A 14,824-nucleotide genomic window follows, 5' to 3' on the forward strand; every position below is an offset into this window, starting at 1 on the left:
GAACGCCGTTTCAGTTTCCGGCGCTCTCCATCCTTCGGGTCGTCAGAACTCGTTCCAGCCAACCGATCTCCATCTCGGGCACCGACTTCAGCAACAGGTCGGTATAGTCGTCGAACGGTGGCGAGAGCGCTTGCGACTTCGGACCGAAGCGAACCAGCTTGCCGCGATGCATGACAGCAACGCTATCGGCAATCGCCCGCACGATCGCGATATCGTGGGTGATGAAGACATAGGAAAGATGAGCTTCTTCCTGCAGCCTGAGCAACAGCTTCAGAATGCCCTCCGCGACGAGCGGGTCGAGCGCCGATGTCGGCTCGTCACACAGAATAAGTTCAGGCTTGGCCGCAAGCGCACGGGCGATCGCAACGCGTTGTTTCTGACCGCCGGAGAGCTCGGCCGGGTAGCGGTCGATAAAACCATTGCCCATCTCGATTTGATCCAACAGCTCCTTCACCCGCGCGGTCTTGGCCGCACCGTGCAGGCCGTCATAAAAAGTCAGCGGGCGCCCGATGATATCGCGCACCGTCTGGCGCGGGTTCATGGCCGTATCGGCCATCTGGTAGATCAGCTGGATGCGGCGCAGCTCCTCGCGCGAGCGGTTCTTCAACGCCGGCGTCAGCGGCTTGCCGTCGAATATGATCCGCCCGTCGCTTGGCGGCAAAAGGCCGGTTATGACACGGGCAAGTGTCGACTTGCCCGAGCCGGACTCGCCGACAACAGCCAAGGTCTGGCCCTTTGGCACATGTAGCGAAACATCGTGCAAAACCTTGAAACCATTGGAATATTGCGCGCTGATATTCTCCACTCTCAACAGTGCGCTTGACTGGTCGACAGCCTCTGCCCGCGCCTCCTGCCGGACGTTGACGAGCGCTCGGGTGTAATCCTGCCGCGGCGCCTCGATGATCTGCTGGACGCTGCCGTATTCAACCATCTTGCCATGCCTCAACACCATGATGTCGTCGGAAATCTGGGCGACGACGGCAAGATCATGCGTGATGTAGAGCGCTGCCGTATGCGTCTCCTCGATGGCGTGCTTGATCGCCGCCAGCACATCGATTTGCGTCGTCACGTCAAGCGCGGTCGTCGGCTCGTCGAAAACGATCAGTTCGGGGTTGGAGCAGAGCGCCATGGCGGTCATGGCGCGCTGCAACTGACCACCCGAGACCTGATGCGGATAGCGTTCGCCGAATGTTTCCGGATTGGGCAGGCCAAGGACCCTGAAGAGATAGAGCGCGCGCTTCCTGGCGTCCTCCTTCGTCATCAGACCGTGCTTGACGGTCGCTTCAATCACCTGGGCACCCAGCCGGTGCGCCGGATTGAAGGCGGCGGCGGCCGATTGGGCGACATAGCAGACCCGCGCGCCACGGATCCTGCGGATGCCGGATTTGCCGAGCGGCAGGATGTCCTTGCCGTCAAGCAGCACCTGGCCGCCGGTAATCTCGGCGCCGCCGCGGCCGTAGGCCAGCGCCGAAAGGCCGATGGTCGACTTGCCGGCACCCGACTCGCCGATCAACCCGAGCACCTTGCCCCGCTGAAGATCGAAGGAGACACCATCGACGATGGTGACGCGTTTCGGCGGTTCGCCGGGCGGATAGCTGGTTGCCTCGATCTTCAGATCGCGCACGGAAAGAAGCTCAGGCATCGCCACGCCCTCCCTTGAGGCTGGAGGTGCGCCTTAAGAGCCAGTCGACCACCAGATTGACACAGATTGCCAGAGCCGCGATGGCGGAACCCGGCACGAGGGCGGCGGAAATGCCGAAAATGATCCCATCCTTGTTGTCCTTGACCATGCCGCCCCAGTCAGCCGCCGGAGGCTGGATGCCGAGACCGAGGAAGGACAAGGTCGAAAGGAACAGGATCGAGAAGGCGAAGCGCAGCCCGAACTCCGCCAGCAACGGCGACAGCGTATTGGGCAGGATCTCGCGGAAGATGATCCAGAGCCTGCCCTCGCCGCGCAGCTTGGCTGCTTCCACAAATTCCATGACCGCGACATCGAGCGCCACGGCACGGCCGAGGCGATAGACGCGGGTGGAATCGAGAATGGCCATGACGAGGATCAGCACGATCAGGTTCTGCGGCAGGACGGCGAGCACGACGAGTGCGAAGATCAGGGTCGGGATCGACATCATCAGGTCGTTGAAGCGTGAGAAGATCGTGTCGATCAAGCCGCGCGAGACGGCGGCGGTGAAGCTCAGGATGATGCCGAGCGAGAAGGAAATGATCGTTGCCCCCAGCGCGACGAAGAGCGTCGTGCGGGTGCCGTAGATCAGACGCGACAGGATATCGCGGCCGAGATTGTCGAGGCCGAAGAAGTATTGTGCATCGGCAGGCTGCCAGACATTGCCGACGACTTCCGTCTCGCCGTAAGGCGCGATCCAGGGTGCAAAGATCGCGCAAACGAAGGCGATCAGAATGCCGACGATGCCGATCCAGGCGGTGATGGGGATATCTCTCAATCTCATCGTGGATGCCTCAAGCGCGGATTGGCAATGATGGCGAGAATATCGGCGGTCATGTTGAGGAAGATATAGACGGCCGCAAAGATCAGGCCGCAAGCCTGTACCACGGGCATGTCACGAACCGTCACCGCATCGACCATGTATTGGCCCATGCCGGGATAGACGAAGACGACTTCGACAACGACAACACCGACGATCAGATAGGCAAGGTTCAGCGCGATGACATTGATGATCGGCGCCAGCGCATTGGGCGCGGCATGCTTGACGATAGCGCGGAAGGCCGAGAGCCCCTTCAGCTCGGCCGTCTCCATGTAAGCCGACGACATGACCGACAAGATGGCCGCCCGGGTCATGCGCATCATATGCGCAAGCACGACCAGAACGAGGGTTGCCGTTGGCAGGGCGATTGCATTTAGTCGATCGATAAAGCCCATGCCGTCAAAGACCGTCGCAGGAAAGGTCGCGACACCGAACTTCACGGAAAAGAACATGATGAGGAGATAGCCGATGAAGAATTCCGGCAGCGAGATCGCCGCCAGCGATATGACGTTGATGATCTTGTCCGGCATTCGGTTTCGGAAATGCACGGCGAGCATGCCCAGACAAACCGCCAGCGGCACCGAGATCAAGGCGGCAAACCCGGCCAGGAATAGCGAATTGCCGAGGCGCTTGCCGATCTGCTCGCTAACGGAGTTCTTGCTCGCCCAAGAGGTGCCGAAATCGCCTTTGACGGCGTTGCCGAGCCACTCAACGTAGCGGGTGACGACGGGCCGGTTGAGACCGAGCTCCTCGCGGATATTGGCGACGGCCTGCGGCGTTGCCGACTGGCCGAGATAGGTGGTGGCGAAATCGCCCGGCAACGCCTCGAGCCCGCCGAAGATCAGGATGGAAACGGCGAACAAAAGAACGATGCTGAGCACGCAACGCTCGATGATGAGGGACAGCAACGGGAAACGCTGCTTGAACCTCAGCCCGGGCAAAACGGTTCCGGGGGGCAGATTGGACATGGCCGATGCCTCGCGCTTAAACGTCGGGAGGACCGCGAAAATCATCCGCGGTCCCGGCTTCCTCAAGGATGAGGGCCTATTCGCCCGGTTTGGGCATCAGGCATCCAGCCAGACGCGGGTCGCAACGTAGCCGTTCGACATGTCGTTGCCGATGTCGTGAACATAGCCCTTCACCTTTTTGGTGGAGGCATTCACGAAATCATTGAACATCGGCAGGATGACGCCGCCTTCGTCGCGCACCATCATCGCCATGGCGCGATAGAGCTCCTTGCGCTTGGCTTCGTCCAGTTCGGAACGGGCCTGAAGCAGAAGCTTGTCGAAGTCGGGACGCTTGAAGCGCGTGTCGTTCCAGTCCGCCGTCGAAAGATAGGCGGTGGAATACATCTGGTCCTGTGTCGGCCGTCCGCCCCAATAGGAGGTGGAAAAGGGCTGAACGTTCCAGACGTTGGTCCAGTAGCCGTCGCCCGGTTCGCGCTTGACCTCGATGGTGATGCCGGCCTTCTTGCAGCTTTCCTGATAGAGGACCGCGGCGTCGACGGCACCGGGGAACGCGACTTCCGAGGTGCGCAAAAGGACTGAGCCGCTATGACCGGACTTCTTGTAGTGGAAAGAGGCCTTGTCGGGATCGTAGGCGCGCTGTTCGATCCCTTCGGGGAAGAGGGCGTAGGTGCTGTTGATCGGGAAATCATTGCCGACCTTCCCGTAGCCGCCGAGGATCTTCTTGACCATGGTCTCGCGATCCATGGCGTATTTCAGTGCCATGCGCAGATCGTTATTGTCGAAGGGCGCCTTGTCGCAATGCATGATGAAGACATAGTGGCCGCGGCCGGCGGTCGACAGGATCTCCACGGTCGGCGCACGCTTCAGAAGATCCACGGTCTTCGGGTCGACGCGGTTGATATAATGGACCTGACCGGACGAAAGTGCGGCGATGCGCGCCGTCGCATCGTTCATCGTGATGATCTCGACGCTATCGACAAAGCCGCGGTCGGTGCGCCAGTCGTCCTTGTTGCGCTCGAAGGTGGCGCGCACGCCCGGCTCGAAACTGACCATCTTGTAGGGACCGGTGCCGATCGATGCAAGCGGATCGTCATTGCCGCCGTTTGGCTGGATGACGAGGTGATAGTCGGTCAGCAGCAACGGCATGTCGGCGTTGCCTTCGGTCAGCGTCAGGACGAGGTTGTCGCCGTCGGCCTTGATGTCCTTGATCGACCTCATGACACCGAGTGCGCCCGATTCCGATTTCGCATCGGTATGGCGCTTGAGCGTGGCAACGACGTCGTCGATCGTCAGATCCTTGCCGTTGTGGAACTTCACGCCCTTGCGGATCTTGAAGGTCCAGGTGGCGGCATCCTTTGACGGCTCCCAGGATTCCGCGAGCGAGGGAACGGCAGCACCCGTCAACGGATGCGATTCCACCAGCATGTCGCCCCAGCAACGACCGATGCAAAACATGACCTGAGACAGGAATTTCGCCGGATCCTTGGAATCGGTCGCAGCACCGCCTTCAAGGCCGAGCTTCAGATGACCGCCGCGCTTCGGTTCGGCTGCCATTGCACTTTCGGTAAAGAGCTTGTCGGCGAGTGCCAAAGTCACGCCGGCTGCCATTGCACGTCCCATGAATTCGCGGCGGTTGAGGCCACCGGACGTGACGCGATTTGCCAAATACTTTGTATAGTCGTTCATTCCCCTGTTCCTTCTTTTTGTCGTGTTGACAGAATTCTCGGACAGCGCGCCTCAGGAAACGGTTTCCTCTTCCGCCTGACGCCTGATGTCCGTGACCATGTGGGAAAAATGCTGCGGTTGCCGCCGCCCCTATTTTCCTTTCCAGATTGGGGCTCGCTTCTCGGCGAAAGCCCGGGCACCTTCCAATTGATCCTCGCTCGAATAGAGAATGTCGACGGTCGCAAACTGCCGTTTGGTGATCTTGTTCATGGCAGTCTGAAATGTCGCTCCCTCAGCTTCGCGCACGATTTCCTTTATGGCTGCGTAGACGAGCGGTGGCCCGCTTGCGAGCAGGCGTGCCAGCTCCCACGCCCTGTCCATCAGCCTGTCGGCGACGACAATCTCGTTGACGAAGCCCCAGCGATGCGCCTCTTCAACGTCGAGCCACCGGCCTGTCAGCAACATGTCCATCGCGATGTGATACGGAATGCGTTTCGGCAATTTGATCGATGCCGCATCGGCAACGGTGCCCGAACGGATTTCCGGCAGTGCAAAGGTCGCATGGGGCGCGGCTATGATCAGATCTGCCGAAAGTGCGATCTCCAGGCCACCGCCGCAACAGATGCCGTTGACAGCACAGATAACCGGCTTGTTGAGATCACGCAGTTCCTGCAGGCCGCCGAAGCCACCGACGCCATAGTCGCCATCCACGGCGTCTCCGGCCGCTGCAGCTTTCAGATCCCAGCCGGCAGAAAAGAACTTCTCGCCAGCACCAGTGACGATCGCCACCCGCAAATCTGGATTGTCGCGAAAGTCGCGAAAAATCAGTCCCATCTTGCGGCTTGTTTCCAGATCGATGGCATTCGCCTTCGGCCGGTCAACGACAACCTCGAGGATGCCATCATCGCATCGGGTTCGAATGGGGTCTTGCAACTTCTGCTACCTCCTTCGCCGAATGAGGGCATCCGCAGCGACGACGCCACCGGACCCAGCCAAAACCATCAAGGGATTAATGTCCAGTTCCTCGAGCCGCGCGGCGTTCTTTACGACATATTCTGCCGCCGATACGACGGCATCGGCGACGGTTTCGAGGCTGCTGCTTGAATTGCCACGATAGCCTTCTATCAGCTTGCGGACTTTGAGCTGCAAAATCCGGTCCAATACCTCGGCTTTCGTGGCCGGAAGCGTCAAAACGACGGAATCCTCCAGCAATTCCACGAGAATTCCGCCCGCACCGACCGTCAGGGTCAGCCCGACGACGGGATCTCGGACTGCGCCGACGATCAATTCTGCAAGAGGACGATCGACCATGCGTTCAACGAGAAATCCGCGCGCCACATGGCTCATGCCTTCCGCCGCGTCTTTGACGGCACTTCTATCGCATAGGTTGAGTTTGACCGCACCGACATCGGATTTATGTTCAACGCCGAGCGCCTTAAGTGCGACAGGGAAGCCGAGCTCCTCTGCGCGATCGGCCGCTTCACTTGCCGTGGCCGCGGTCTTGCCGAGGGGCACGGCAAGGCCTGCCGCCGCAAGCTCAACCTTGGCTGCAGCTTCGCTCAGGGTCTCGATTTCACCGGCATCGGCTTGCGCATCGAGGAGCGGCAAGGGTCGCGTTTTTTTCCAAGCGCTGGCTATTCCGCTTGCAATCTCTGCTGCCGCCAAAGCCTCGCTGATGCCGCAGAGCGGCACGATGTCGGCTTCGATCAATTGCCGGGCGATGGCTTCCGGCATGTTTTCCGGCAGCGTTGCCAAGATGGCGGCGCGCGCACGCGTCTGCTTTGCAGCCGCGATAACGGCCGAGACGGTGATCATCCAGTCTGCGCCATCGCAGCGGTCTTCGCGCGGAAAGTCGAGCACGAGTAGATTGAGGGCGTAGCCGCCGGCGAACATGGCACTGAAGGCCTTCGTCTGGCGCTCCAAGTCGCCCCAAACGAAAGTATGATAGTCGAGCGGATTTGAGAGCGTCACCATCTGTCCGAGGCTCGCGCGCAAAGCTGGCAGCTGTTCGGCCTTCAAGGCGCGGAACTCGACATGGCGGCCGACGGCCGCGTCAGCCATCAGCGATGCCTCGCCGCCAGAACAGCTCATCGATGAGATCGCATTGCTGTCGAGCGGACCTGCGACATGCAGGAGTTTCAGCGTTTCGATGAGTTCCGCAAGCGTTGCGACGCGACCGATGCCAAGACGATCAAGAACGGCGTCGGCAACCGCGTCGCTGCCGGCGAGCGAGGCCGTGTGCGAGACGGTGGCACGCTGGGCCTGTTCGGATTTGCCGACCTTCAGCGCGACGACGGGCTTCTTCAACTCCCTTGCACGCATCGCAAGTGCTTCAAGCGCCTTGATGTCGCCGAAGCCTTCGATATGCAGGCCGACGGCGGTGACACGAGGATCCGCGAGAACGGCCTGGGCAAGATCCGACAACCCGGTCTGCGCCTGATTGCCTGCCGTCATCAGATAGCTGATGGGCAGGCCGCGTCTTTGCATGCTCAGATTGATGGCGATGTTGGAAGATTGCGTGAGGATGGCAACACCGCGCTCGCTTCGTACTATGCCATGCTGATCTGGCCAGAGCAGCGCGCCGTCGAGCCCGTTGATCATGCCGTAGCAGTTCGGCCCGACAATCGGCATGGCACCGGCTGCTTCGACCAGAGCCCGCTGCAGATCCGCGCCATCCGCCAGTTCCGCAACCGCCTCGCTGAAGCCCGAAGCATAACAGACCGCGCCGCCAGCTCCTCTCGCAGAAAGCTCGCGCACGATATCGACAGTAAGCGTCCGATTGACGCCGACGAAAGCGGCATCCGGCGCGCCGGGCAGTTCGGCGACCGACCGATAGCACCGGCGGCCAAGGACCCATTCCTGTGTCGGATGCACCGGCCAGATCTCGCCGGAAAACCCCAGAAGATCGCATTGCTCGATCACGCGCCGGGCTTCGCGACCGCCGAAGACGGCGATTGTTCTCGGTCTGATGAGGCGATCGAGCGAGCGCTGCGTCATGGGCTCATGCTCCGAACGGCCGAAGCAGATCGCGGCTGATAATATGCCGCTGTATCTCGGAGGTACCGTCCCATATGCGCTCGACGCGGGCGTCGCGCCAGAAGCGGGCGAGCGGCAAGTCGTCCATCAATCCCATGCCGCCAAAGATCTGGATTGCCTCGTCAGTGACGCGGGCAAGCATTTCCGAGGCATAAAGCTTGGCCGACGCAATCTCGCGATTGGCGGGGATGCCGGCATCGAGCTTCCAGGCGGCGGCCAGCGTGAGCAAGTCCGCTGCGTCGATTTCGGTGATCATATCGGCAAGCTTGAAGGAGACGCCCTGATTGGCACCGATCGGCTTGCCAAATTGCTTGCGCTCGGCGGCAAAGGGCAGAGCCAGATCGAAAACGCGACGCGCACGACCGACACAAGTGGCGGCAACGGTCAGACGCGTCCCGTAAAGCCATTGATTGGCAAGATCGAAGCCGCGATGCAGCTCGCCGAGCACCTGCGACCTGGGCAGACGGCAGTCGGTGAAATTCAGGATGCAGTTGTGGTAGCCGCGATGGGAAACCGAATCATAGCCTTTGAGGATCTCGAAGCCTGACGTACCGCGATCGACCAGGAAGGCCGTGATCTTCTTCTTGACACCGCGATGCGTGTCTTCTTCCCCGGTCGCGGCAAAGACGATGACGAAATCTGCGACGTCGGCATGCGAGATGAAATGCTTCGTGCCATTGAGCACGAAATCATCACCATCCTGCCTTGCTGCGCATTTCATGCCGCGCATGTCGGAACCGGCATCCGGTTCAGTGATCGCAAGCGCATCGACGCGTTCGCCACGCACCGCCGGCAGCAGATAGCGCTCGCGCTGCTCGCCTTCGCAGGCCATCAGAATGCCGGACGGGCGGCCGAAGAACACCGTCAGCGCCATCGAGCCGCGGCCGAGCTCACGCTCGACCAGCGTGAAAGTCAGATGATCGAGGCCGGCGCCGCCAATTTCCTCGGGAAAGCCGCAGGCATAGAAGCCGAGTTCGATGCACTTGCGCTTGATATCCTGCCCAAGATCTGAGGGCACGATGCCGGTGCGCTCGACTTCGTTTTCGTGCGGATAGATCTCCATCTCGACGAAGTCCCTGACCGTCTGGACGATCATCTCCTGTTCTTCGCTGAGTCCGAAATTCACGATCGCCTCCTCCTAGCGTTTTTGTCCCACATGGCGGCCGGCTCCCTCCGGCATTGGCAAGACTGCATGCGCAGCAATGATCGGCCTCAGCCTCACCAGCACCTCCTCCGGTGCAGCAACGGCTTTGCCGGCCTTTGCGTCGACATGCAGCAGCATCTGTTCGGCGGTGGCGATTACATCGCCGCTTTCGCTATCGTGCAGCGCATGGAACACATGCAGCCGCTTTTCGTCGGATGCGAGGATCTGCGCGGTCGAATGGATGGCTTGTCCGAGCTTGGCTTCGCCGAGATGGCGGATATGGGTTTCTACCGTATAGTAGCTATGGCCGCGTGCGACATAATCGAGGTCGACGCCGATCAGGCGCAGCAGCGCGTCCGACGTGTCGCCGAAGACCTGCAGATATCGATGCTCGGTCATATGGCCGTTGTAGTCGGCCCAGGCCGGGCTGACCTTGGTGTCGATGAGGTGCAGCGGCTTTTTAACATCCAGCGTCTGTTTCTTTTCTCCGCCCGCAGCCCAAAGATGCTGCTCGAAATCCTTGAGCAGCTTGCCGGCGCCCCAACCCTTGCCGCCATGGCCGCCTTTCAGGCTCTGGAGAATGCCCACGAGATTTTCGTCGCGGATGCGCTCGAGTTCGCGGATCGACAGTCCATCGGCTTGTTCGTCGGATTGCTGGCCGATCTTCTCGACGAGTGCGTCGTCAAGATCGACGACATCCATCAGTTTCGTCCAGTTCCACTGCAAAGCCGGGCCGAACTGGGCAAGAAAGTGACGCATGCCCGCTTCGCCGCCGGCAATGCGATAGGTCTGGAACAGGCCCATCTGCGCCCAGCGCAGACCGAAGGAATAGCGGATGACATCGTCAAGCGTCTCAACGGTGCAGATATCGTCCTTGATCAGCCACAGCGCCTCGCGCCAAAGCGCTTCCAGCAGGCGGTCGCCGACGAAGGCCTCGATCTCCTTGGCGATATGCACGCCCTTCATGCCGATCGGCGGCAGTCTGTCCATGGCCGCCTGGATCGTTGCAGCGCTGGTCTTTTCGCCACCAACGATCTCGACGAGCGGCAGGAGATAGACCGGATTATAGGGGTGAGCGACGAAGAGGCGCTCGGGATGACGCATGTCGCGCTGCAGATCGGTCGGCAGAAGACCGGATGTCGACGAGCCGATCAGCGCATCGGGCTTTGCTGCGGCATCGATCTGCGTCAGCACATTGCGTTTGAGATCCAGCCGCTCGGGCACGCTTTCCTGGATCCAGTCGGCGCCGGTGACGGCTGCCTCCAGTGTATCGCGAAAGGTCAGTTTGCCGCGCGGCGGAAGCGGTGCGCCGGTCAGTATCGCATAGGCTTTTTCGGCATTTGCCAGAACCTCACCGACGATACGAGTTGCTTCCGGATGCGGGTCGTAAACGTCGACATCGATGCCCGCCAGCAGGAAACGGGCGATCCATCCGCCGCCGATGACGCCGCCGCCGATACATGCCGCCTTGTTGATCTTGGTCATTGGGGCCTCAGCGCTTCGTCAGTTTCAGTTTTTTGCGAACATCTTCGGGGCCGATGATGCGCGCGCCCATGCCCTCGACAACCTGCACGGCCTTTTCGACGAGTTGCGCGTTGGTCGCGAGCATGCCCTTTCCGGCATAGAGATTGTCTTCCAGGCCGACACGGACGTTGCCGCCGGCCAGGACCGCAGCTGCCGGATAGGCCATCGCATTGCGACCGATGGAAAAGGCCGAGAAGGTCCAGCTTTTGGGAACGTTATTGACCATCGCCATGAAGGTGTTCAGGTCATCGGGCGCCCCCCAGGGGATGCCCATGCAGAGCTGGATGAGAACCGGATCCTCGATGAGACCCTCCTCGGCAAGCTGCTTGGCGAACCAGAGATGACCGGTATCGAAGGCCTCGATCTCCGGGCGGACGCCGAGATCGGTCATCTTCTTCGCCATGGCCCTCAGCATCGAGGGGGTGTTGGTCATGACGTAGTCGCCGAGGCTGAAATTCATCGTGCCGCAATCGAGCGTGCAGATTTCCGGCAGGCATTCGGCGACATGGCTCACGCGCTCGGTGGCACCCGCCATATCGGTGCCCTTGGTATTCAGCGGCAGCGGGCTCTCGACATTGCCGAATATCAGATCGCCGCCCATGCCGGCCGTCAGATTCAGCACGACATCAACGTCGGCGGAACGGATACGGTCCGTGACCTCCTTGTAAAGGTCGTTGCGGCGGCTGGCGGCGCCCGTTTCCGGGTCGCGAACGTGACAGTGAACCACTGCCGCCCCAGCCTTGGCGGCGTCGATCGCGGACTCCGCGATCTGCTTGGGAGTGATCGGAACATGGCTGGATTTGGAGGCCGTGTCGCCGGCGCCTGTGACGGCACAGGTGATGAAGACATCGCGATTCATCGTAAGAGGCATTTTTGTTCTCCCTCGTATTGAGGACATTACGAGGCATGAGGAGTGTTCATGCTTTGCATTATCGGAGGCATTCGATACAGTTTCGGAACGATCGAAGGATTGCTGAATGCTCACATCAGCCAACGAGATGCTCGACATCGATCTCCTGATCCTTCCGGAGACGAACCTCATTCTGATCGCTTCGGTCATCGAGCCGTTGCGCGGGGCCAATCGCATTTCCGGAGCGGAGCTCTATCGCTGGCGTCTGTTCACGCCGGATGGTGCCCCTGTGGAGACGACGAGCTTCATCCCGGTACCCGCCTCCGGAAGTTTTCGGCCAATGTCCGAGACGACACCGCTATTTGTTCTTGCCAGCTACAATTGGCGCCGCAGCGCCACGCAGGCATTGAAGATGCAACTGTCACAGACGGCACGTCATCGCTCGATGATCGCTGGCATCGAATCCGGCAGCTGGATTCTCGCCGAGTCGAGTCTTCTCGATAATGTCTCGGCCGCCGTTCACTGGGAGGATTTCGACGATTTCGCACTCGCCTATCCGCAAGTGCGCGCCACCAGGGATCGCTTCGCGATCGACGGCAAGCGCATCACGACAGCCGGTTCGCTGCCGACGGTCGACCTCATGCTGGAAATCATCCGCCGCCGGCAAGGTTATTCGCTGGCACTCGAGGTCAGTCGGCTGTTCATTTACGAACCGTCATCCGGTCAGAATGCAGCTGAGCTTTCCCCCTCGACTGCGGGTCTGCATATGCGCGATCCTCGCGTCGCTCAAGCCATTCGCCTGATGGAAGAGCATATCGAGCAACCATTGCTTCTTGCCCGTCTGGCGCGGCGCGTCGGCGTCAGCGCGCGCCATCTGCAGGGTCTTTTTCAGGACAGCATCGGCGTCCCCCCGCATGTGCACTATCTGGCACTACGACTGAATGCGGCACGGCGCAAAGTGATCGAAACGAAAGATAGTTTTGCAGAAATCGCCGCGGCAACAGGCTTCAACTCTGCCTCGGCATTTTCCCGTAGCTATCGGGCGAGCTTTTCCGAAAGCCCCTCCGGTACCCGCCGAAGGCTTCGTCGGCGCCTTACTACAAGAGCGGAATTGCCATAGGCCGAACCACAAGTCATGACGAGTGGCACCTTGCCCTTCAGATCACGATAGTGAATTGGGATCGACGATAAAAGGCTGCGATTTCGCGTTCAAAGCAATCAATCGCCGCATGGACCCATGGTTCGTAAGCATCATTGCCGCCGCGGGCTTGGCGCCGGCTGCGCGATCGAAGCATTCCGATAAGTCGCAAGTCTACAAATCGCATCGCTTTCAAACCAGTATCTGACCTCAAATGCCATAACACAGTCCGCTCCGGCCGATGTCCATACATAAGAGACTCGAAAATTACGGAACTCGGCAAGTGTTGCAAAATTGATAGCCATAAAGCCTTAGCGAGCTCTCTTGGCAGGCGAATTTACGACAAAATCGCGAATATGGAGCGGACATCACACGTCGCCTGATGCCGCCAGCCATTCAGCTTGAGGCCTCGGAACTTTCCGGCGTCGGGCCGGATGCCGAGGATTTCAATGCCAATCGCCATCGCATGATGTCGTCGGCTCCCTCCCCGGGTTCGAGGCGCAGGTCTTGAGCGAGCACCGGCAGTCCAGAAGCCTCATCCATCGGCACAAGCTTCACCGGTTCGCCGGTTCTGCCATTGACGAACTTCAATGGGGGGCCGGCGAGTTCGGCGAGATTCCATTTGTCACCGACCTGAGCCAGCGCCTGAACGACAAGAGCGACATCCTTGCCCATCTCCGTCAGCAGATATTCATAGCGATCAGGCTTGGTTTGATAGCGACGGCGCTCGATCAGTCCGTTTTTCTCAAGAAGCTTCAGGCGATCCGACAAGGTTGCGTTGGTTACTCCTGTGGAGCTTTGAAACTCGTCATAGCGGCTCAATCCCAGCAAGAGATCACGGACAATCAGAATGCTCCAGCGATCGCCAAGTGCTCCAAGCACGTCGGCGATCGAGCATCGCATACCCTCAAAACCCTTGGATCGCACCAGCCCACCTTTCCCAGATCGTTTCCAGCGCAGGAATAGCATTCACTGCCGTGCGGCGTCCAACCGCATTCGGAATTCCCTCCGACAAAGCCTCTTGATTAACTCTTATAATTAGAGTTACAACGATCGCAAGCTCTTAACAGGAGGCATACATGAGCAAAATCAAAAGAACGGCCCTGGTCACCGGAGCATCATCCGGCATCGGCGCGGCCTATTCCGATCGTCTGGCCGCCCGAGGTCATGATCTTATCCTGGTGGCGCGTCGCCGTGATCGGCTGGAGGAGTTGGCGGAACGCCTGCGCTCGATCCACGATATCGAAGTGGAAGTCGTGCTGGCCGAATTGAGCGATCAGCAGGATCTGGCGACCGTCGAGGCGATGATCGCGAAGCGCCCGGATATCGAGGTTCTCGTGAATTGCGCCGGCCTCGGAGCCCTTGGCCTTGGGGTTTCGGTTGATCAAGGCTCGGTCGATACGCTCGTCAAAGTCAATATTCTGGCGCTGACGCAGCTTTCGCTCACCGCGGCGCGCGCCTTTGTCGAACGCAAACGCGGGACGATCATCAACATCGGCTCGATCATAGGCCTGATGCCTTTGCCAGGTGCGGCGAGCTATGGCGCATCAAAGGCCTATGTGCTGCACTTCAGCCGCGCGCTTCAAGCCGAACTGGCATCGAGCGACGTGACGGTCCAGGTCGTCATGCCCGGGATGGTTCGCTCCGAATTCTTCGGCGGCAAGCCGACGCCCTTCCCCGAACACCTGTTCATGTCGGCAGAAACCCTCGTCGACAGCGCATTGCATGCGCTGGATCAAGGCGAACTCATCTGCTTTCCGACCTTGCACGATCCCGACGTCTGGGCCGGTTTCGATCAGGCAAGGGGCCATCTTGCCAAGGAACTTATGCAAAACGGCGTGCCGGCCGACCGCTATCGCCAGGCTCTCGCGGTCTAACACGCACGACGCACCGCAATAAAACCAACCCACTCTCATGTTCGCCCTTACAAGATGCAGGAATAGAAAAATTGTCGCCCTGTCGTCAGGGCGTTTCGTTGCGTGTGGATGCATCCTGGGGAAA

12 protein-coding genes are annotated in these 14,824 nt (G+C 60.0%); 2 read left to right on the plus strand and 10 right to left on the minus strand.

The window, feature by feature from the left end; all coding sequences use genetic code 11:
• Nucleotides 1-10: 10 nt before the first annotated feature.
• From ACIQJ2_RS27025 to ACIQJ2_RS27065, 9 genes are all read right to left on the minus strand, one after another.
• Entirely contained in the window at nt 11-1,642 is a 1,632-nt protein-coding gene (locus tag ACIQJ2_RS27025) for an ABC transporter ATP-binding protein (RefSeq protein WP_400670748.1), read from the minus strand.
• Complete coding sequence (locus ACIQJ2_RS27030; RefSeq protein WP_199149186.1) at nt 1,635-2,462, minus strand: ABC transporter permease; 828 nt, start codon at nt 2,460-2,462, stop codon at nt 1,635-1,637. Before ACIQJ2_RS27030 ends, ACIQJ2_RS27025 begins: the two co-directional genes overlap by 8 nt.
• Nucleotides 2,459-3,466 carry an ABC transporter permease gene (locus ACIQJ2_RS27035; protein WP_199149185.1) on the minus strand — a complete coding sequence of 336 codons (1,008 nt, stop codon included), beginning with the start codon at nt 3,464-3,466 and terminating at the stop codon, nt 2,459-2,461. Before ACIQJ2_RS27035 ends, ACIQJ2_RS27030 begins: the two co-directional genes overlap by 4 nt.
• A gap of 96 nt (nt 3,467-3,562) precedes the next feature.
• A complete protein-coding gene (locus tag ACIQJ2_RS27040) occupies nt 3,563-5,152 on the minus strand; it encodes an ABC transporter substrate-binding protein (RefSeq protein ID WP_400670751.1) in 1,590 nt (529 codons plus the stop codon).
• Between the two features lie 129 nt (nt 5,153-5,281).
• On the minus strand, nt 5,282-6,064 hold the full coding sequence (locus ACIQJ2_RS27045; RefSeq protein WP_400670753.1) for a carnitinyl-CoA dehydratase: 783 nt from the start codon (nt 6,062-6,064) through the stop codon (nt 5,282-5,284).
• A 6-nt stretch (nt 6,065-6,070) separates the two neighbouring features.
• Nucleotides 6,071-8,128, minus strand: coding sequence for an acetate--CoA ligase family protein (locus ACIQJ2_RS27050; RefSeq protein ID WP_400670755.1), 2,058 nt, complete (start codon nt 8,126-8,128; stop codon nt 6,071-6,073).
• A gap of 4 nt (nt 8,129-8,132) precedes the next feature.
• Nucleotides 8,133-9,293, minus strand: a complete 1,161-nt coding sequence (locus ACIQJ2_RS27055; protein WP_400670757.1) for an acyl-CoA dehydrogenase family protein — start codon at nt 9,291-9,293, stop codon at nt 8,133-8,135.
• Between the two features lie 12 nt (nt 9,294-9,305).
• A complete protein-coding gene (locus ACIQJ2_RS27060) occupies nt 9,306-10,796 on the minus strand; it encodes a carnitine 3-dehydrogenase (RefSeq protein ID WP_400670759.1) in 1,491 nt (496 codons plus the stop codon).
• 7 nt (nt 10,797-10,803) lie between these two features.
• Nucleotides 10,804-11,706, minus strand: a complete 903-nt coding sequence (locus ACIQJ2_RS27065) for a 3-keto-5-aminohexanoate cleavage protein (RefSeq protein WP_400670761.1) — start codon at nt 11,704-11,706, stop codon at nt 10,804-10,806.
• A gap of 106 nt (nt 11,707-11,812) precedes the next feature.
• Between ACIQJ2_RS27065 and ACIQJ2_RS27070 the strand changes: the two genes are divergently transcribed.
• Complete coding sequence (locus ACIQJ2_RS27070) at nt 11,813-12,805, plus strand: GlxA family transcriptional regulator (protein ID WP_400670764.1); 993 nt, start codon at nt 11,813-11,815, stop codon at nt 12,803-12,805.
• 414 nt (nt 12,806-13,219) lie between these two features.
• Here ACIQJ2_RS27070 and ACIQJ2_RS27075 read toward each other — a convergent pair whose 3' ends face one another.
• A complete protein-coding gene (locus ACIQJ2_RS27075) occupies nt 13,220-13,750 on the minus strand; it encodes a winged helix-turn-helix transcriptional regulator (RefSeq protein ID WP_400670767.1) in 531 nt (176 codons plus the stop codon).
• Between the two features lie 152 nt (nt 13,751-13,902).
• Between ACIQJ2_RS27075 and ACIQJ2_RS27080 the strand changes: the two genes are divergently transcribed.
• Nucleotides 13,903-14,700: an SDR family NAD(P)-dependent oxidoreductase gene (locus tag ACIQJ2_RS27080; protein WP_400670770.1), complete on the plus strand. Its 798-nt coding sequence runs from the start codon at nt 13,903-13,905 to the stop codon at nt 14,698-14,700.
• Nucleotides 14,701-14,824: the final 124 nt, after the last annotated feature.

The sequence above is a fragment of the Rhizobium sp. NPDC092011 genome (genome assembly GCF_044756305.1).
Lineage (GTDB): Bacteria > Pseudomonadota > Alphaproteobacteria > Rhizobiales > Rhizobiaceae > Rhizobium.

What these genes read in the sequence shown, in the direction of transcription:
- ACIQJ2_RS27025 (WP_400670748.1), bottom strand. Translation starts at nt 1,642, where the DNA reads ATGCCTGAGCTTCTTTCCGTGCGCGATCTGAAGATCGAGGCAACCAGC.
- ACIQJ2_RS27030 (WP_199149186.1), bottom strand. Translation starts at nt 2,462, where the DNA reads ATGAGATTGAGAGATATCCCCATCACCGCCTGGATCGGCATCGTCGGC.
- ACIQJ2_RS27035 (WP_199149185.1), bottom strand. Translation starts at nt 3,466, where the DNA reads ATGTCCAATCTGCCCCCCGGAACCGTTTTGCCCGGGCTGAGGTTCAAG.
- ACIQJ2_RS27040 (WP_400670751.1), bottom strand. Translation starts at nt 5,152, where the DNA reads ATGAACGACTATACAAAGTATTTGGCAAATCGCGTCACGTCCGGTGGC.
- ACIQJ2_RS27050 (WP_400670755.1), bottom strand. Translation starts at nt 8,128, where the DNA reads ATGACGCAGCGCTCGCTCGATCGCCTCATCAGACCGAGAACAATCGCC.
- ACIQJ2_RS27060 (WP_400670759.1), bottom strand. Translation starts at nt 10,796, where the DNA reads ATGACCAAGATCAACAAGGCGGCATGTATCGGCGGCGGCGTCATCGGC.
- ACIQJ2_RS27065 (WP_400670761.1), bottom strand. Translation starts at nt 11,706, where the DNA reads ATGCCTCTTACGATGAATCGCGATGTCTTCATCACCTGTGCCGTCACA.
- ACIQJ2_RS27070 (WP_400670764.1), top strand. Translation starts at nt 11,813, where the DNA reads ATGCTCACATCAGCCAACGAGATGCTCGACATCGATCTCCTGATCCTT.
- ACIQJ2_RS27080 (WP_400670770.1), top strand. Translation starts at nt 13,903, where the DNA reads ATGAGCAAAATCAAAAGAACGGCCCTGGTCACCGGAGCATCATCCGGC.